At 73.7% G+C, this 17,292-nt stretch carries 16 protein-coding genes and 1 pseudogene; 9 read left to right on the top strand and 8 right to left on the bottom strand.

Features of this window, described 5'->3' with window-relative positions:
• Positions 1-127: 127 nt before the first annotated feature.
• The 3 genes and pseudogenes from ACZ63F_RS03860 to ACZ63F_RS03870 all read right to left on the bottom strand — a co-directional run.
• A complete protein-coding gene (locus ACZ63F_RS03860) occupies positions 128-889 on the bottom strand; it encodes a sulfite exporter TauE/SafE family protein (RefSeq protein ID WP_469708376.1) in 762 nt (253 codons plus the stop codon).
• On the bottom strand, positions 886-1,209 hold the full coding sequence (locus ACZ63F_RS03865) for a rhodanese-like domain-containing protein (protein WP_469709320.1): 324 nt from the start codon (positions 1,207-1,209) through the stop codon (positions 886-888). Before ACZ63F_RS03865 ends, ACZ63F_RS03860 begins: the two co-directional genes overlap by 4 nt.
• Positions 1,207-2,553 (bottom strand): annotated as a pseudogene (locus tag ACZ63F_RS03870) (MBL fold metallo-hydrolase); the annotation flags it as partial. The pseudogene ACZ63F_RS03870 and the gene ACZ63F_RS03865, both read right to left, overlap by 3 nt.
• A gap of 217 nt (positions 2,554-2,770) precedes the next feature.
• Here ACZ63F_RS03870 and ACZ63F_RS03875 point away from each other — a divergent pair.
• Both ACZ63F_RS03875 and ACZ63F_RS03880 read left to right on the top strand, forming a co-directional pair.
• Complete coding sequence (locus tag ACZ63F_RS03875; RefSeq protein WP_469708377.1) at positions 2,771-3,859, top strand: S-(hydroxymethyl)mycothiol dehydrogenase; 1,089 nt, start codon at positions 2,771-2,773, stop codon at positions 3,857-3,859.
• Positions 3,859-4,488 (top strand): MBL fold metallo-hydrolase, encoded by a 630-nt coding sequence (locus tag ACZ63F_RS03880; protein ID WP_352366814.1) that lies wholly within the window; start codon positions 3,859-3,861, stop codon positions 4,486-4,488. Before ACZ63F_RS03875 ends, ACZ63F_RS03880 begins: the two co-directional genes overlap by 1 nt.
• 105 nt (positions 4,489-4,593) lie before the next feature.
• Here the strand turns inward: ACZ63F_RS03880 and ACZ63F_RS03885 are convergent, their stop codons facing one another.
• Positions 4,594-5,130 carry a hypothetical protein gene (locus ACZ63F_RS03885; protein ID WP_469708380.1) on the bottom strand — a complete coding sequence of 179 codons (537 nt, stop codon included), beginning with the start codon at positions 5,128-5,130 and terminating at the stop codon, positions 4,594-4,596.
• A gap of 50 nt (positions 5,131-5,180) precedes the next feature.
• Here ACZ63F_RS03885 and ACZ63F_RS03890 point away from each other — a divergent pair, with 50 nt between their 5' ends.
• Both ACZ63F_RS03890 and ACZ63F_RS03895 read left to right on the top strand, forming a co-directional pair.
• Entirely contained in the window at positions 5,181-5,999 is an 819-nt protein-coding gene (locus ACZ63F_RS03890) for an SDR family NAD(P)-dependent oxidoreductase (protein WP_469708382.1), read from the top strand.
• A 246-nt stretch (positions 6,000-6,245) separates the two neighbouring features.
• The gene (locus tag ACZ63F_RS03895) at positions 6,246-6,941 is read left to right on the top strand and encodes a L,D-transpeptidase family protein (protein WP_469708383.1); all 696 of its coding nucleotides are present in this window, start codon (positions 6,246-6,248) and stop codon (positions 6,939-6,941) included.
• A 41-nt stretch (positions 6,942-6,982) separates the two neighbouring features.
• Here the strand turns inward: ACZ63F_RS03895 and ACZ63F_RS03900 are convergent, their stop codons facing one another.
• Complete coding sequence (locus tag ACZ63F_RS03900; RefSeq protein WP_469708385.1) at positions 6,983-8,182, bottom strand: Gfo/Idh/MocA family protein; 1,200 nt, start codon at positions 8,180-8,182, stop codon at positions 6,983-6,985.
• A 141-nt stretch (positions 8,183-8,323) separates the two neighbouring features.
• Here ACZ63F_RS03900 and ACZ63F_RS03905 point away from each other — a divergent pair, with 141 nt between their 5' ends.
• Positions 8,324-9,469, top strand: coding sequence for an ROK family protein (locus ACZ63F_RS03905; RefSeq protein WP_469708387.1), 1,146 nt, complete (start codon positions 8,324-8,326; stop codon positions 9,467-9,469).
• A gap of 153 nt (positions 9,470-9,622) precedes the next feature.
• Positions 9,623-9,778 (top strand): hypothetical protein, encoded by a 156-nt coding sequence (locus tag ACZ63F_RS03910; protein WP_351500593.1) that lies wholly within the window; start codon positions 9,623-9,625, stop codon positions 9,776-9,778.
• A 100-nt stretch (positions 9,779-9,878) separates the two neighbouring features.
• Here the strand turns inward: ACZ63F_RS03910 and ACZ63F_RS03915 are convergent, their stop codons facing one another.
• Positions 9,879-11,252, bottom strand: coding sequence for a S1 family peptidase (locus ACZ63F_RS03915; protein ID WP_469708389.1), 1,374 nt, complete (start codon positions 11,250-11,252; stop codon positions 9,879-9,881).
• A gap of 190 nt (positions 11,253-11,442) precedes the next feature.
• Between ACZ63F_RS03915 and ACZ63F_RS03920 the strand changes: the two genes are divergently transcribed.
• The 3 genes from ACZ63F_RS03920 (at position 11,443) to ACZ63F_RS03930 (ending at position 13,925) form a co-directional block, all read left to right on the top strand.
• Complete coding sequence (locus ACZ63F_RS03920) at positions 11,443-12,615, top strand: MalY/PatB family protein (protein ID WP_469708391.1); 1,173 nt, start codon at positions 11,443-11,445, stop codon at positions 12,613-12,615.
• 31 nt (positions 12,616-12,646) lie between these two features.
• Positions 12,647-13,402, top strand: coding sequence for a type 1 glutamine amidotransferase domain-containing protein (locus ACZ63F_RS03925; RefSeq protein ID WP_469708392.1), 756 nt, complete (start codon positions 12,647-12,649; stop codon positions 13,400-13,402).
• A gap of 127 nt (positions 13,403-13,529) precedes the next feature.
• Positions 13,530-13,925, top strand: coding sequence for a PPOX class F420-dependent oxidoreductase (locus ACZ63F_RS03930; protein WP_469708394.1), 396 nt, complete (start codon positions 13,530-13,532; stop codon positions 13,923-13,925).
• Between the two features lie 33 nt (positions 13,926-13,958).
• Here ACZ63F_RS03930 and ACZ63F_RS03935 read toward each other — a convergent pair whose 3' ends face one another.
• Entirely contained in the window at positions 13,959-16,727 is a 2,769-nt protein-coding gene (locus tag ACZ63F_RS03935; protein ID WP_469708395.1) for an alpha/beta hydrolase, read from the bottom strand.
• 136 nt (positions 16,728-16,863) lie between these two features.
• Entirely contained in the window at positions 16,864-17,268 is a 405-nt protein-coding gene (locus ACZ63F_RS03940; protein ID WP_469708397.1) for a nuclear transport factor 2 family protein, read from the bottom strand.
• Positions 17,269-17,292: the final 24 nt, after the last annotated feature.

Genomic DNA, 17,292 nt, shown 5'->3' on the forward strand with positions numbered 1-17,292 from the left:
TTCGGGGAAGTGCCGCGCTGTTCCGTCTGCCGGCTGCGGCGCCGTCGTGGCTGGTCGCGCAGTTCCTCCCCCAGCCTTCGGCCGGGGGTACCCCCAGCGCCCCTTCAGGGCGCTGTCGCTGGGCGCGTCAACGGACGGCGTCGGCCAGCATGAAGGCGGCCACCGCGAGCAGCGCGCAGGCGAAGAGCCGCTGGAGGGTGCCCGCGGAGAGCCGGGCCGCGAGCCGCCTGCCGTCCCAGGCGCCGAGGATCGCGGCCCCGGCGAAGGGGCCCACGGCCGGCCAGTCGACGTCCGCCGCCGAACCGGCACGCGCCGCCAGCGCGGTGAGCGAGTTGATCGTGATGACCAGCAGGCTCGTGCCGACCGCTGCGCGCATCCGCAGCCCCACGACGTTCACCAGGGACGGCACGGCGAGGAAGCCGCCGCCCACCCCGAGCACCCCGGTCACCGCGCCGAGCCCGGCGCCCGCCCCGGCCACCCGGGACGCCCGAGCCGGTACCGGCGGTGCCGCGGCCGGGGCGGGCGGGGCGGGCGCCGGCCGGAGCATGCGCACCGCCGCCACGGCGGCGAGCACCGCGAACGCCCCGGTCAGCAGCGGCGCCGGAAGCTGCCGGGAGACCGCCCCGCCGACCGCCGCGGGCACGATCCCGGCCGCCGCGAACACCGCACCGGCCCGCCAGCGCACCGCGCCCTGCCGGGCGTGCGCGCCGAGTGCGGTGGCCGAGGTGACGGTGACGACGACCAGGCTCGCGGTGGTGGCCGCGGCCGGGGGGAAGCCGAGCAGATAGATCAACGCCGGTACGGCCAGCACGCTGCCGCCACCGCCCAGGGCCCCGAGTGCCAGCCCGGTGACGGCCCCGGCGCCGAGGGCGAGCAGGAGCGCGCTCATCCGGCGCTGCCCTCGGCGGTCACCGCGAGCCCCGCCGCCCGCCAGGCGGTCATCCCGCCCACGACGTCCACCGCGTCCAGCCCACGGGCGGTCAGCAGCGCCGCCGCCTCCCGCGAGCGCCGTCCCGAGCGGCAGATCACGACGAGCGGGCGGTCCGCCACGGCCGGCGGCAGCGGAGCCCCGGCCGCCAGCCCGGACAGCGGGGCGTGCACGGCCCCCGGCGCGTGTCCGGCCGCCCACGCGTCGGCCTCGCGGACGTCCAGCAGAACGGCGTCCGCGTCCGTGCGCTCCCGTGCCTCGGCCGGGGTGAGCCGGGCCATCGGCAGCCCGGCCGCCCGCGCCGCCGCGAACCCGTCGTCCACGGCCACCACGTCGCGCCCGGCCGCGTCGAGGAGGGAGGCGGCGACGGCGGCCCGCATCCCGCCCGCGCAGTGCACCCACACCGTGCCGCCCGGTATCTCGCCCAGCCGCTCCCGCACCTGGTGCAGGGGGATGTGGAACGAACCCCGTATGTGGCCGTCGGCCCGCTCCGTGTCCCGGCGCACGTCCAGGACGACGACGTCCTCCGGGCCGCGCGCGGCCAGCTCCGCGAAGGTGGCCCGGGGGAAGGAGCGGGGCCGCTCGCCCGCGCGCAGCCAGGCCTCCGGTGCGCCGGTGGCCGCCGCGGCCGGGCGGTCGATTCCGACGCGGGTCAGCTCGCGCTGGGCGGCGGCGAGCTGGGCTGCCGACTCGGCGAGCAGCGTGACCGGCCGGCCCCAGGGCAGCAGCCAGGCCAGATAGGTGGCGAGCCGGCCGTCGGCCTCGAAGTTCAGGGTGCCCGGGACATGTCCCGCCGCGAACGCCACCCGGGTGCGCAGGTCCACCACCCACTCCCCGGCGGCCAGCCGCGCCGCGATCTCCGCAGCGTCCGCCCGGCCCGGCGGCGTCAGGTCGACGGGGGCCGGGCCACCGGAGTTCAGCGGGCCCATGTGGACGTAGTACGCGGGGACGTCGTCGAGCCCGGCCAGCAGCTCGGCGACGAACGTGTCGACGTCCTTGACCAGCGCCTCGTTCACCGCCCGTTCCCGCCCGACGGTGGTGGCCGAGCCGGACGCGTCCCCGGCCGAGCAGAAGCTGCCGAAGCCGTGCGTCGGCAGCACGGCCGTCTCGTCCGGCAGCTCGGCGGCCAGCCGGTGCGCCGAGGCGTGCTGGGCCCGCGCCAGCTCGCCGGTGAGCCGGGGCTCCACCAGGTCGGGCCTGCCGACCGTGCCGATCAGCAGCGAACCGCCGGTGAAGACGGCCACCGCGCGGCCGCCCTCCTCCAGCACGTACGACGTGTGGTGCGGGGTGTGCCCCGGGGTGGCCAGCGCGCGCAGCGCAAGGCCCGCCTCGATCTCCAGCACGTCTCCGTCGGCCACCGGCACCCGCTCGTACGCCACCCGCGCCCCGGTCGGCACCACGTACGCGGCCCCGGTCAGCCGGGCCAGCTCCAGGCCGCCGGAGACGTAGTCGTTGTGCACGTGCGTCTCCACGACCTGGGTGAGCCGCACCCCGCGCAGGGCGACGGCCGACAGCACCCGGTCGACGTCACGGGGCGGATCGACCGCGACGGCGCCGTGCGCCCCGCCCGCCAGATAACTGCGGTTGCCCAGCCCGGGCACCTCGATGGTGTCGACGAAGGACACGGCAGCACACTCCTCTCCTCGATCCCCGGGCGAATTACCCCCGGGGGTATGCAGGCCACCGTAGCAGAGGTACCCCCGGGGGTATGTGGCGGAGAGGGTGGCCACACGAACGGCGGCGGTGCGGGACGATCCGCGTCGATCGATGCGTGCCGTCGCTGATCGTTCCCGCGTAGGGTCGGAGGACAGCACGTCAGCAGAGCGACGAAAGGGCAGGTCCATGGCGCAGGAAGTACGCGGCGTGATCGCACCGGGCAAGGACGAGCCCGTGCGGGTCGAGACGATCGTGGTGCCCGACCCTGGGCCGGGCGAGGCCGTCGTACAGGTGCAGGCCTGCGGGGTCTGTCACACCGACCTGCACTACAAACAGGGCGGCATCACCGACGAGTTCCCCTTCCTGCTCGGCCACGAGGCCGCCGGGGTGGTGGAGTCGGTCGGCGCGGGCGTCACGGACGTCGCGCCCGGTGACTTCGTGATCCTCAACTGGCGTGCCGTGTGCGGCCAGTGCCGGGCCTGTCTGCGCGGGCGGCCCTGGTACTGCTTCAACACCCACAACGCCAAGCAGAAGATGACCCTCGCCGCGACCGGCCAGGAGCTCTCCCCGGCCCTCGGTATCGGCGCCTTCGCCGAGAAGACGCTGGTCGCCGCCGGGCAGTGCACCAAGGTCGACCCGGCCGTCTCCCCGGCGGTCGCCGGTCTGCTCGGCTGCGGGGTGATGGCGGGCATCGGCGCCGCGATCAACACCGGCAATGTCGGCCGGGGCGACTCGGTCGCCGTGATCGGCTGCGGCGGGGTCGGCGACGCGGCGATCGCCGGGTCGAACCTGGCGGGCGCCGCGAAGATCATCGCCGTCGACATCGACGACCGGAAGCTGGACAAGGCCCGCTCCCTGGGCGCCACCCACACCGTCAACTCGCGCGAGACCGACCCCGTCGAGGCCATCCGCGGCCTGACCGGCGGCTTCGGCGCCGACGTCGTCATCGAGGCGGTCGGCCGCCCGGAGACGTACCAGCAGGCCTTCTACGCCCGCGACCTCGCCGGCACCGTCGTCCTGGTCGGCGTGCCCACCCCCGAGATGAAGCTGGAGCTGCCGCTCCTGGACGTCTTCGGCCGCGGTGGCGCCCTGAAGTCCAGCTGGTACGGCGACTGCCTGCCCTCCCGGGACTTCCCCATGCTCATCGACCTGCACCTGCAGGGGCGGCTGCCGCTGGACGCCTTCGTCACCGAGACCATCCAGCTCGACGAGGTGGAGAAGGCGTTCGAGCGGATGCACGGCGGCGACGTGCTGCGTTCGGTGGTGGTGCTGTGATGACCACCCGCATCGAACGCCTCGTCACCTCCGGGCAGTTCACCCTCGACGGCGGCACCTGGGACGTCGACAACAACGTCTGGATCGTCGGCGACGAACGCGAGGTGATCGTCATCGACGCCGCCCACGACGCCCGGGCCATCGCCGAGGCCGTCGACGACCGCGTCCTGAAGGCGATCGTCTGCACCCACGCCCACAACGACCACATCGACGCGGCCCCCGCCCTCGCGGACCTCACCGGCGCGAAGATCTGGCTGCACCCCGACGACCTGCCGCTGTGGAAGCTCACCCACCCCGACCGCGACCCCGACAACCACCTGTCCGACGGGCTGGTCATCGAGGCCGCGGGCGCCGACCTGACCGTCCTGCACACACCGGGCCACGCGCCCGGCGCGGTCTGCCTCCACGACCCCGGCCTGGGCGTCGTCTTCACCGGCGACACCCTCTTCCAGGGCGGCCCCGGCGCGACCGGGCGGTCCTACTCCCACTTCCCGACGATCATCGACTCCATCCGGGACAAGCTCCTCACCCTCCCGCCGGAGACGAAGGTCCTGACCGGACACGGCGACCCGACCACCATCGGCGCCGAGGCGCCGCACCTGGCGGAGTGGATCGCCCGGGGGCACTGACCCGTACGTGACGTCGGCTTCCGCGGAAGGCCCGCCGCCGGCCACCGCGGAACCGCCATCGCGGAACCGCTACTGTCGAACCCCACCGCCGAACCGGCACGCCCCTCAGCCGCCGGACGCCGGCCGGGTGGGCCAGAGCGCCGGGTGCCCCGGAGGCAGCGCGAGGTCCTTGCGTACGGCGGTGTAGTAGCGCTCCCGGCAGGCCCGCTGCCGCGCCAGCAGGTCCTGCCAGGCGTCCGGGTCGACCGTGCCGGAGCGCATGAACCGTTCCATCGCCATCACCGCGGTCACCCACTCCCGTGCCTGCTCCACCACCTCCCGGCTGCCCAGCATGATCAGCGCCTCCCCGGCCGGATCACGGCCGTCGGTGGCCGCCGCAAGCTGCGGCTCGGCCTCGGCCGGGGAGATCGGGTGCGGATGCGGGTCGTTGCCGAGGTGGGCGGCTACGCGGTAGGTGAGGTTCACCGTTTTCTTCAGGGCCCGCGCGTACTCGCTGTACACCGCAAGCCGCCGCTCCTCCCAGCGCGCCTCCTGCTCCCGCCGGAACCGTGCCCGGTCGCCCCGCACCACCGCGAGATACGAACCGAGCGCGCCGATCACGACGCCTATCAGAGCCGGGAGTTGCTGCAGGAACGCGGTCATGTGCGCACGGTATCTGTCCTGTTGATCGCGCGCCCCGTACGGTCGTCGTCATGACCGGACCGACTCGCTTTGCCGGACACGGAGTTCTCGTCACGGGCGCCGCCCGCGGCATCGGCGCGGCCGTCGCCCGCCGGCTGGCCGAGGAGGGCGCGCGGGTGCTGGCGACCGACCGGGACCTGCCCGAGGCGGAGCGGACGGCGGCCGCGCTGCGCGAACAGGGCCTTGCGGTCGAGGCGTTCGCCTGTGACGTCGCCGACCGGGACTCGGTGGAGGCGGCGGTCGAGCGCGCCGTCGGCGTCCTCGGATCGCTCGACGTCCTGGTGAACTGCGCCGCGCACTGCACCCCGGACCTGCCCCTCTTCGAGGACCAGCCGGACGACGCGTGGGCCCTCGACCTCGACATCACGCTCACCGGCGTCCACCGCTGCTGTCGCGCCGCCCTCCCGCATCTCGCCGCCTCCGGCCGGGGCGCGATCGTCAGCATCGGCTCGGTGAACGCCCGCGCCGACTTCGGCAACCACGCCTACAGCGCCGCCAAGGCCGGCCTCGGCTCGCTGACCCGTACCCTCGCCGGGCACGCGGCCGCGCGCGGGGTCCGGGTCAACCTGGTGGAGCCGGGCACGGTCCGCACCTCGGCCTGGGCGGGCCGGGACGACGAACTCGACGCCGTCCGCTCGCTGTACCCGCTCGGCCGGGTGGGCGAGCCCGAGGACGTCGCCGCGGCTGTCGCCTTCCTCGCCTCCCGCGACGCCGCCTGGATCACCGGCACCACCCTGAGCGTCGACGGCGGACTCACCGCCGTGCACGGCGGCTTCCACGCGGCCCTGCGACCGCACCGGGAGGCCCGGCTCGGCTCGGAGCGCGGCTGAGGCGGTCGCGACGGCGGCCGGCACCCGCCGGGTGGCGTCCTCGGCGGTCCGCCCGGTGCTGAACACGTTGCTGTGGCGCGGTCCACTTCCGGGTAAGGGGACCGGTGTCCACCCGGGCGGCCGCGGCGGCTAAGTTAACCGTTTCGTCACAGCCCGACCCGGCCTACAACCAATGCCGTGCATCGGGCGGTCCAGTACTGACGAGACCACAGCGCAGGAAAAACCCGAAAAGGAGACAGGCTTCATATGGGGGACATACGCAGACGAAGTGCCGTCGTGCTCGGTGTCACGGGACTTGTGGCGCCGCTCACACTCGCCCTCACCTCCGCTCCGGCGCAGGCGGCGAGCTGCACCACGCAGGCCGGGCCGTACCAGAAGCAGGTGGAGAAGTTCCTCGGTCGGCCGGTCGACGGCAAGCAGTCCACCGCCGACTGCAAGGCGATCCAGGCCTTCCAGAACAAGCACGGCATCACGCCCGCCGTCGGGTACGCGGGTCCCGTCACCTGGGGCGTGATGGACCTGATGAACAAGCAGAAGGCCGTCGGGAACAAGCCCAACAAGGACGGCAAGTGCCCGACCAACAAGGGGCGCATCGCCTGCGTCAACCTCACGCTCCAGCTGAGCTGGATCCAGGACGGCAACAAGCTGGTCTACGGCCCGGTCCCGGTCCGCACCGGCCGGAACGGGTTCGAGACGCGCACCGGCCTGAAGAAGATCTACTGGCGTGACATCGACCACGTCTCCTCGGTCTACAACGTGCCGATGCCCTACAGCCAGTTCTTCGACGGCGGCCAGGCCTTCCACTCGGTGAATCTCAGCATGTGGAACCCGCCGGGCTCGCACGGCTGCGTGAACATGACCCCCACCACCGCCAAGAAGTACTGGTCGCTGCTGAAGACCGGCGACGACGTCTACGTCTACGGCCGCAAGCCGGGCACCTGACGGCACCCGGCCCGCCGCCGGCTCCGGCCGGCGGCCGCGGCTCAGCTCTCCGGGGCGTCCCCGAAGTCCGGGATCTCCAGCCTGGCCCCGCCCTGCCGCGCGGACTCGTGCGCGATGATGCCCGGCAGGGTGTAGCGGGCCGCGACCCACGCGTTGACCGTCGGGACCGAGCGCGTGTTGACGGCGGTCACGAAGTCGTCCACCAGGAAGTGATGGCTGCCCTCGTGCCCGTTGTGCAGCGTGTCGAACTCCCGCGGCAGCCGCGCCCGGTCGTGCACCGGCGCCGACCCCGAGGTGAAGGCGGCCCGCAGCTCCGGCGCGATGTGCTGCAGGGACGGGTCGTCGGGGGACATGGTCGGCTTGGGCTCCAGCAGTTCGCTGATGTCCTGCACGCCCTTCTTGTCCTGCCACAGTGCGACCGTCGCCAGCTGCTCCATGCTCGCCTCCGTGCCGAAGAACCGGAAGCGGGACTCACGGATGTGGGACGGGTAGCCCACCCGCCGGAACTCGTTGGTGCGGAACGAACCGCCGCCCGCCACCTCGAACAGCGCGGTCGCGTTGGACACGTCGTTGCCGAACTGGCTGACCTCCTTGTCGAAGACGCCGTCCCCGCGGTCGTCCACGACCCCGATCGCCGACACACTCACCGCGTGCGTCTGCCAGGCGCCGAGCACCCCGCCCACCGCGTGCGTCGGGTAGAGCAGCGGGGGGTAGCTGGCGGTCGCCTTCCAGTTCTCGCCGCCGCTGTAGCGGTAGGCGTCGTAGAAGCCGAGGTCCATGTCGTGGACGTAGTCGCCCTCGGCGTAGAAGAGCCGGCCGAAGGCGCCCTCGGCGATCTGGTTGCGGGCGTGCACGGTGGCCGGGTTGTACTGGCTGGTCTCGCCCATCATGTACGTCAGCCCGGTCGCCTTGACCGTGTCGATGATCGCGGCGATCTCCTCGGTCGTGATCGCCATGGGGACCGCGGAGTACACGTGCTTGCCGGCGTTCAGGCCCTGGAGGGCCAGCGGGCCGTGCGTCCAGCGCTGGGTGAAGATCGCGATCGCGTCGACGCCGGACTCCAGCATCGCCTCGTACGACGGGAAGGTGCCCGCCAGACCCTGGGCGGCGGCGAGCTTCTCCGCCCGCTCGGGCAGCAGGTCGGTGACGTACACGTCGCCGACGCCGGGATGGGCCTGGAACAGCGTGGCGAACTGGCCGGAGAACTGTCCGGCGCCGACGATGCCGAGTGAGAAAGTCATGGAGGTTACTTTCGTCGCGGAAGAATCTTGGCGTCAAGGGGCGGAAGGAAGTCAGGAAGGTGCGGGCAGGGCGCTTATGCGGCGCACGCGGCGCACAGTAGGGTGTCTAGGTTGCTTCAGCTCCGGAAGAAAAGGAATGCCGTGACCGACTGGCTGCCGCTGAGCTCCGCGGAGCGCTCCGTGGCGATCGAGGTGCTCGTCAACGGCCCGCTGTCGCGCACCGAGCTGGCCCGTCGGCTGAACCTCTCCCAGGGCAGCCTCACCCGCCTCACCAAGCCGCTCATCGAGTCCGGCCTGCTCGTCGAGGCCCCCTGGACGGGTGCTCCGGAGGCGCGCCAGGGCCGGCCCTCGCAGCCGCTCGCCGTGGTCGCCGAGTCCCGGTCCTTCCTGGGCTTCAAGATCACGGACGAGATGGTCTACGCCGTCGTCACCAGCCTCAGGAGCGACATCGTCGCCCGTCTCGACCGGCCGCTCACCGGCCACGACCCGAAGTACGTCGCCGACCTGCTGGCCGACATGACCGCCGAGCTCGCCGGCCGCCACCCCGCGATCGCGGGCATCGGCATCGGTGTCGGCGGGTTCGTGCGCGAGAACGCGGTGGTCGGCGAGTCGCCCTACCTGTCCTGGCGCGACGTCCCGCTGGCCGGGCTGGTCCGGGAGCGCACCGGGCTGCCGGTCGTGGTGGAGAACGACGTGGCCGCCCTGGTCGAGGCCGAGACCTGGTTCGGCGCCGGCCGCGGACTCGACCGCTTCGTCGTCCTGACCATCGGCGCCGGCATCGGCTACGGCCTGGTGCTCGGCGGCAGGCGGGTCCCCTGTGCCGAGGAGGACCGCGGCTTCGGACGGCACTGGATCATCGACCCGCTGGGCCCGCTCACCCCGCAGGGCGAGCGCGGCAGCGCCGCGTCGCTGCTCACCATCCCCAGCATCCGCTACCAGGTCCGGGCCGCCACCGGCCGCGACGCGTCGTACGAGGAGATCCTCGCGGGTGCCGCCGCGGGCGAGCCGATGGCCGCGCGGGTGGTCGGCGAGGCCGGCCGGGCGCTGGGCACGCTGCTCGCGCAGATCGCCAACTTCGTCATGCCGCAGAAGATCCTGCTGGCCGGGGAGGGGGTCGGCCTGATGGAGGTGGCCGGCGACACGGTACGGGAGACGGTCCGCGCCCACCGGCATCCGCTCGCCGCCCCGATCGGCCTGGAGACCAAGGTCTCCGACTTCCACGACTGGGCGCGGGGCGCGGCCGTCCTGGCGATCCAGGTCCTGGTGCTCGGCCGGGCCGGCGGCTGAACCGCCGTTTCCGCAGGTGCGGGCGGTGCCGGACCGCGTCGAACTCCCGCCTGGGCCGGACTCGTTGACGTGATGAGCAACACGGTCCGATATGTCCGTATCGGTCGTACTTACTCACGGCGCCTTCACGTCGAGCGGCATATGCTTCACACCATGTCCACCACTGTTGAAACCGTCACCGAGCGATCGGCCGACGAGGTCAACGAGGAGATCCGGGCCCTGTGGCTCCGGTCGGGCGGGACACTGAGCACCGAGCAGCGCGAGGAGTACCAGCGGCTCGTCCTCGAATGGGCGGCGGCGACCCCGTAGCTGCCGGGCCAGACGGCCTGACCGGCCCGTCCCGGGCACCCGCAGCGGCCGGGTGCCCCTTCTCGCGAGACCTCGCGCGGCAGACCCCGCGCCGCCCCCGTCAGCCCCACGTGGCCGAGTAGTAGCGCTGGTACGCCTTGCGGTCCTGTTCCGCACGGATGTAGCGCGTACCCACCAGCGCGATCAGACTGCCCCCGATCACCAGCAGGCCAGGACCGACGTTACGGGTGTCGGTGAGCCGGGCGATCAGGCTGGTGTCGTCCCCGGTGACCGGCGCCGCCGAACCCGGCGAGGCCGTGCTCGGCGCGATGGCGCTGTGGTTGGCCGACGCGGACGGCGCGGGCGTGGCACCCTGACCGGCGGCCTGCTTCGTCACGATCAGCTGCACGTTCAGCGCCGCCATCGCCCGCGTCACCGGCTGGAAGAACGTCACCCCGCCCGTGGTGCAGTCACCGCTGCCGCCCGAGGTCATCCCCAGCGCGATGCCGTTGGAGAACAACGGGCCCCCGCTGTCGCCCGGTTCGGCGCACACGTTGGTCTGGATGAGCCCGGTGACCGTGCCCTCCGGGTAGTTGACGGTCGCGTTGAGCGCGGTCACCGTGCCGTCGTGCAGCCCGCTGGTGGAGCCGCTGCGGAACACCTTCTCGCCGACCGTCGGATCGGCCGCCCCCGTGATCCGCACGCCCTGGCCGTTGCCGATGGCGACGACGTCCGCGTTGTCACCGGCCTTCCCGTTCGCGTACTGGATCAGCGAGAAGTCGTTGCCCGGGAACTGCGTGTCGATCGTGGTGCCCACCTGCTGGTTGTTGCCCTGGCCCTCGTCGAACCAGATGGTGTTGGCGGGACCGCAGTGACCGGCGGTGAGGATGAAGTCGGTCGTCCCGTTGGTGACGTTGAAGCCGGCCGAACAGCGGCCGCCCGTCGACAGGATGGGCTGCGCCCCGTTCAGCCGGGTGGTGAACTTCCCCTCGGAGCGCTGCATCTGCACGAAGCTCCCGATGCCCGCAGCGACCCGGCTCAGGTCCGACCAGTCGGAGGCGGAGACCGTGCTGTCGGCCTCCACCATCACCCGGTTGGTCTTGTAGTCCACCGCCCACGCGGTGCCGGCCACCCGGGGCGCCGCCTTCAGCGTGGCGGTGGCCGCCTTCAGCTCGTTCATGCTGTGCGACACCATCTTGGGCTCGGCGCCCGCCCGCTTCACCGCCGCCGCGGCCTCGGCGTCGGTGACCGCGACCACCGGCCTGCCGTCGGCGCCGATCCAGCTGCCCGCCGTACGGGCGGTGCCGAGCTTCGCCACCAGCGCGGCACCGGTGTTGCCGGCCTCGGTCGCGGAGCCCGCACGGAACGGGACGGCGGACGTGCCGGGAGTCTCGCTCGCCATGGCCGTGGTGACCATCGCGCCCCCCAGAAGGAGTCCGCCGACCGCCGCCAGCTGTGTCCCCCGCCGGACGACCCGTCGTCGTGCGTGCCTCATCCATGGCTCCCGAAACCCCGAACGCGCGGTGCCTGCACCGCGGGGCCCTCCGGTCGTCGAGCGCCCTGCTCTCCATACGCGGGCGGCCCCGGGGGTGTTCACGGCGGCAGTGATCTTTACGATCCCGTGGCAGTGCGGCGCGGCCGTACGCCTCGTTCCCGGCCCTGCCCCGGCCGCCTATCGTGAGCCCATGACCAGCATCCCGCAGGAGAATCCGGGGGAGCCGAACCCGCTGCGCGCCCTCACCCTCGACCGGCTGCGACGTCGTACCAGCATGAAATGGCGCACCTATCCCGAGGACGTCCTCCCGGTGTGGGTGGCCGAGATGGACGTGCCGCTCGCCCCGGCCGTCGTCCGCGCGGTCACGGCCGCCATGGAACTCGGCGACACCGGCTACCCGGCGGGCACCGGCTACGCCGAGGCGTTCGCCGCGTTCGCCGCGAAACGCTGGGGCTGGGACGGGCTCGACACGGCCCGCACCGCGATCGTCCCCGACGTGATGCTCGGCGTGGTCGAGATGCTGAGACTCGTCACCGGACCCGGCGACCCGGTGGTCGTCAACTCCCCGGTGTACCCGCCGTTCTACCAGTTCGTCGGGAACATGGGCCGGCGGGTGGTGGAGGCCCCGCTCGGCGCCGACGGGCGGATCGACCTCGACGTGCTCGAGGGCGCCTTCCGTGGGTTCGGTGGCGGCCGGGCCGGCTATCTGCTGTGCAGCCCCCACAACCCGACCGGCACCGTCCACACCGCCGCCGAGCTCACCGCCGTCACCGCCCTCGCCGAGCGGTACGGCGTCCGGGTCGTCGCCGACGAGATCCACGCCCCGCTCACCGCCCAGGGCGTCGGCTTCGTGCCGTACCTGAGCGTGCCGGGGGCCGAACGCGGGCTGTCCCTGATGTCGGCGTCCAAGGCCTGGAACCTCGCCGGCCTCAAGGCCGCGGTCGCCCTGGCCGGGCCCGGGGCCGCCGCCGACCTCGCCCGGCTGCCCGAGGAGGTCAGCCACGGCCCGAGCCACGTCGGCGTCATCGCCCACACGGCGGCGCTGACCGACGGCACCGCCTGGCTGGACGCCCTGCTCACGGGCCTCGACGAGAACCGGCGCCTGCTGGCCGGCCTGCTCGACCGCCACCTGCCCGGCATCCGGTACCGGCCCGCCGAGGCCACCTACCTCGCCTGGCTCGACTGCCGCGACCTCGGACTCGGCGACGATCCGGCCGAGGTCTTCCTGGAGCGGGGCCGGGTCGCCGTCAACTCCGGCCTCCCCTTCGGGACCGGCGGCGCCGGGCACGTGCGGTTCAACCTGGCCACCTCGCCCGAGGTGATCGCGGAGGCGGTACGGCGGATGGCGGCGGCGCTCGCGTGAGGCGCGACCGCGCGGCTGACATCATGGCCGCATGCGTGTGCTGATACCGCTTCCCGACCGGGACTTCGACGTGACCGAGGTGGCCGTGCCCTGGCGGGAGCTGACCCGGGCCGGCCACCAGGTCGTCTTCGCCACCGAACGCGCCGGCACCCGGCCCGCGGCCGACCCCCGGCTGCTCACCGGTGTCCTGTTCGGGCAGCTCGGTGCCGAGGACGAACCCAAGCGGTTCTACGAACAGCTCACCGCCGCACCGGAGTTCATGGACACGGTCGGCTGGTCCGGCCTCGACGTCACCGGGTTCGACGGGCTGCTGCTGCCCGGCGGCCACGCGCCCGGCATGCGCCAGTACCTCGGCTCGCCCGAACTGCGCGACCAGGTGGGGAAGTTCTGGGCGCTCGGTCGGCCGGTCGGCGCGATCTGCCACGGCGTCCTCGTCCTCGCCCGCACCGGCGACCCGGTCACCGGGCGCAGCGTCCTGTCCGGCCGCCGTACCACCTGCCTGCCCAAGTACATGGAACGCACCGCGTACCTGACCACCGCGTGGCGCCTGGGCCGCTACTACCGGACCTACCCCGCCTACGTCGAGGACGAGGTGCGTGCCGCCCTCGCCGACCCGGCGGCCCAGTTCGAGCGCGGCCCCCGCGAGGTCACGCGGCGCGGCACGGCGACCGACGACACGCACGCGTTCGTCGTCGCGGACGGTATGTATCTGTCGGCTCGGTGGCCCGGTGACGCGTATCTGTTCGCGCGGAGGTACCTGGATCTGCTCGACCGAGCCCACCGCTGAAGGCCCCGCGTGATGCCGTCCTGCGTCCGCGGTGCCGTCGTCGCCGGTCGCGCAGTTCCTCCTCCGGCCTTCGGCCGGGGCACCCCCAGCGCCCCTTCGGGGGCGCGGACTCGCCTAGACTCCGGGCATGGACGACACCTCCGGGACGGCCCTCGACCGGCTCGGCGCCGGTAAGTACCTGCTGGTCACCAGTTACCGCAAGGACGGCACCCCCGTGCCCACCCCGGTGTGGGTGGTGCGGGACGGCGACACGCTCGGCGTGTGGACGACCGCCGACTCCTTCAAGGTCAAGCGCATCCGTCGCCGTGCCGACGTCCAGGTCGGCCCCTGCGACCTGCGGGGGCGTCCGACCGGCGACCCGGTCCCGGCCACCGCGGAGATCGCCGACGCGGCCACCACGGCCCACTACCGCGACCTCATCGCCCGCAAGTACGGCATCACCGGCCGCCTCACCCTCCTCGGCAGCAGGCTGCGCCGGGGCGTCGACGGTACGGTCGGCATCCGGGTGACCCTGGCGCCCTGAGGAGGCCGGGACCTTCTCAGGGCGCGCGGAGCCCTACGAGGCGTCCAGCACCGTGCCGGTGAGCGCCGCCCCGCCGGGCAGCGGGTGGCCGCTGTCGTCGGTCTGCCGGAAGGTCACCGACTCGGCCGGTTCCGTGACCTGGTCCCGCACGGTCGGCACGGTCACGTCGAGGCTCGTCCGCCCCGCGGGCATGTCCAGCCACAGATACAGGCCGTCCACCTGGGACAGCGGCCGCTGTGGGTCCGGATCCGCGCCGGAGACCTCGGCCAGCCAGCCCGGGTCGACGTCCTTGGTGGACAGCTCCGTGCCGCCGCTGCCGACCGGCACCGGCACGAACAGCGCGCCGATGTCCGTGTCCGCGGCCTCCGAAAGCGAGATCCGCCACTTCAGGGCCGAGCCCTCGGTCACCTCGTCCGCGAGCGGAGTCACGGTGACGGTGGGTGCCGGGTCGTCGTTGCGTACGGTCACCCCGCCCCGGTAGGAGCCGACGACCGCCCCGTGGACGGCCTTGACCAGCACGTCGTACGGTACGTCGGCGCCGTAGCGGGTGTTGCCCCGCACCTCGACCGGCACGTCGATGCCGTGGCCGCCGGGGGCCACGGTGACCAGGCGGTCCTTCGCGGTACCGGTCGCCGGGTCGACGACGTACACCCGGACCCGGCCGCTGCCCCGCCCGGACACCCGCACCGGCACGTGGTAGGTGCGCACGCCCGAGTCGCCCTCGTCGACGGTGAGCCGGCCGACGTCGACGCGCGGCAGCCCGGCCGCGCGGACCGCAGGGGTGCCCGGCCGCCAGGCCCAGGCATCCATCAGCCAGGCCCGTCCCGACCCCGAACGCGGCGTCAGGCCGAGGGACGTGACGGACCGCAGGTCGAGCCCGGCCCGGCGGGCGGCGGTGAGCGGTACACGCAGTTCGCGCGCCCAGTAGGAGGCGGTGCGGTCGCTGCCCGGCAGGCCGTCGACGCGGACCCGGCCCAGCGTGGCCCGGCGGCCGTGGCTGTCGGTGACGGACACGTCGAGGGCGGTGCCCTGGGAGTTCGGCGGCACGAAGACCCGCAGCGCGAGTGCGTCGGCACCAAAGAGCGAGACCGGACCCGCCGTCCGGATCCGGGCCGGGGACCCGGCGGACGTCCAGTGCAGCGCGATCGCGTGCCGGCCGGCCTCCCGTCCCGTCTCCCACTGCGCGAAGTGCGGCGAGACACCCGTGGTGCCCTCGCCGAGGCAGGCCACCGCCGGATCGGGATCGACCGCCGAGCACAGCCGGCCACCGGTCACCGTCACCCTGCCGTCCGGCAGGAACCCGGCACCGCGGTTGGCGCCGACCGCGTGCGCGAGCACCCGCGCCGGGTCCGCCGACGGCGCCCGCCGCCCCGAACCGTCCAGCAGCGGACGGACCTTGTCGTCGCCCGCGACGAACAGCCGGGCCGCCGCCGCGATGTACGTCGAGCCCGCCCGGTGCTGCTGGTCCGCGGTCAGCCGGGTCGCGGCCCGCGGGGAGCAGACCGGGTCCGGGTGGTCCGGGTCGTCGGAGAAGTCGTCCTCCGCGGGGGCCTGCGCCTGCCCGGGCGTCCACTCGGTGTTGAAGAAGTTGTGGTCGGCGCCGGTCACGTACACCGCGCTGTGCAGGGCCCGGCCCGTGCTGACCGCGCGGGTGCCGTCGACGTACACCTCGCCCTGGAGGTCGGAGACGTCCCCGTCGCAGCCCGGCAGGACCGTGAGCGACGGCACGTCCGGCACCGGGTTCTGGCCGAAGACGGTCGGGCCGATCAGCACGGTCCCGCTGATGTGCCAGCGCACCCTGCCGCGGTAGCCGTCCTGGCCGGCCGGCGGTGGGTAGAGGCTGTCCAGCGCCGCCCGGTTCACGCCCTCGCCGCCCCGCGAGTGGCCGATCAGCAGCACTCGGGAGAGGTCGGCGCGGGGTGCCTCGCGCACGATCGGGGGTGCGTGGCGCGGGTCGCGTGCCCAGTCGGCCCAGTGCGCGAGGTGCAGCCGGATCAGGGACGAACGGGCCTGCGCGCCGCCGTCCTCGGCCTGCCAGTCCTGGCCGTTGATCCCGTTGGCCGAGATCGACACCGTCACATAACCCTGGGAGGCCAGCAGACGCTGGTCACGCAGATAGCCCCGGTGGCTCGGTACGGGGAGCGTCCCGGCCGGGCAGGGCCAGGCGCCGGAGGCGTCGTCGGAGCCGCCGTGCGGGGCGTAGCAGGTGGCGTGGCGGCCGTGCAGGAACAGAGCGAGCGGGCGGGGCCCGGAGATCCCGGTGGGCGCGACCACCACGCCCTGCATCTCGACGGGGACGGAGAACCCGGGCAGCCGCACCGACGCGAGCCGGTACGAGCCCGTCCGCGTGCGGTACGGGCCGGGCCTGCCCGGGTCCACCGGATTCGCGGGCAGCGGCGCCGGGGGCCGGACCGCCGCCGCGGGCCCGGACTCGGCAGTGCCCGGCCGGGTGTCCAACCGGCGTCCGCCGGACCAGACCTGAAGACCCTTCAGCGCTCCCGCCCGCGCCCGGTCCAGGCCGAGCCGGAAGCTGTGCCCGTCCCGTTCCGGTTTCGGCACCCCCAGCAGACGCCCGTCCGCACGGAATTCGACCCGCGCGTCCCCCATCGGCACCCGTCTGCCGGACCGCCACACCAACTGGGGCGCCGGCCGTCCCCGGTCGATGTGCCAGCCCGGCGGCAGCTTTCCGTCGGACACGGCCGCGGCCGGGGCCTTTTGAGCGTGCGCCGTGGTACCGGACACTCCTCCCGCGAGCGCGAGCACCGCCGCCGCGGTGACCCATATGCGCCGGGTACGGACCAATGTTCCTCCTCCTCGCAACGCGAGCACGGACCGCCCCGGACGTCCCGGGGAGCCCCTCGCGTTCCGGAGGACGGGGAGCAGAGTCTGTGGGTTGCCTGTGAGGCTGGAGTGAACGGGCCGGGCGGGCGGGAGCCGACTATTCGACGCCGGGCGGTACGACCGTGGCGTGGTGGTAGTACATCCGCCAGCCGCTCTGCTCGTCGCGTCGGCGCCACAGTGAGCTGTGCCGGGAGCGGCGGTCGCCGAGGCGGGCCTCGAAGGTCACAAGGACCAGCCCGGGAGCGAGGACGACGCCGGTCATGCCGGACGGCTCGTAGCGGGGGCCGTCCGCCGACGCGCCCGCCTTGTCCGGCAGTTCGGCGATCAGCTGCTCGTACCCGTACCTGCGGCCGGACGCGCCCACCTCCACGAACTCCGGGTCCAGCAGCTCCGCCGCCAGCGCCCTGGAGGCGCGCACCCCGGGATCCATGAGCCGCAGCTCGCCTGCGATCGCGGCCGCGACCTGGGCCGATGCGTCGTTCTGGGTCGATGCGTCGTTCATGGACACATCCTGGCCCAGCGCCCC

Source organism: Streptomyces sp. NPDC104761, assembly GCF_055583445.1.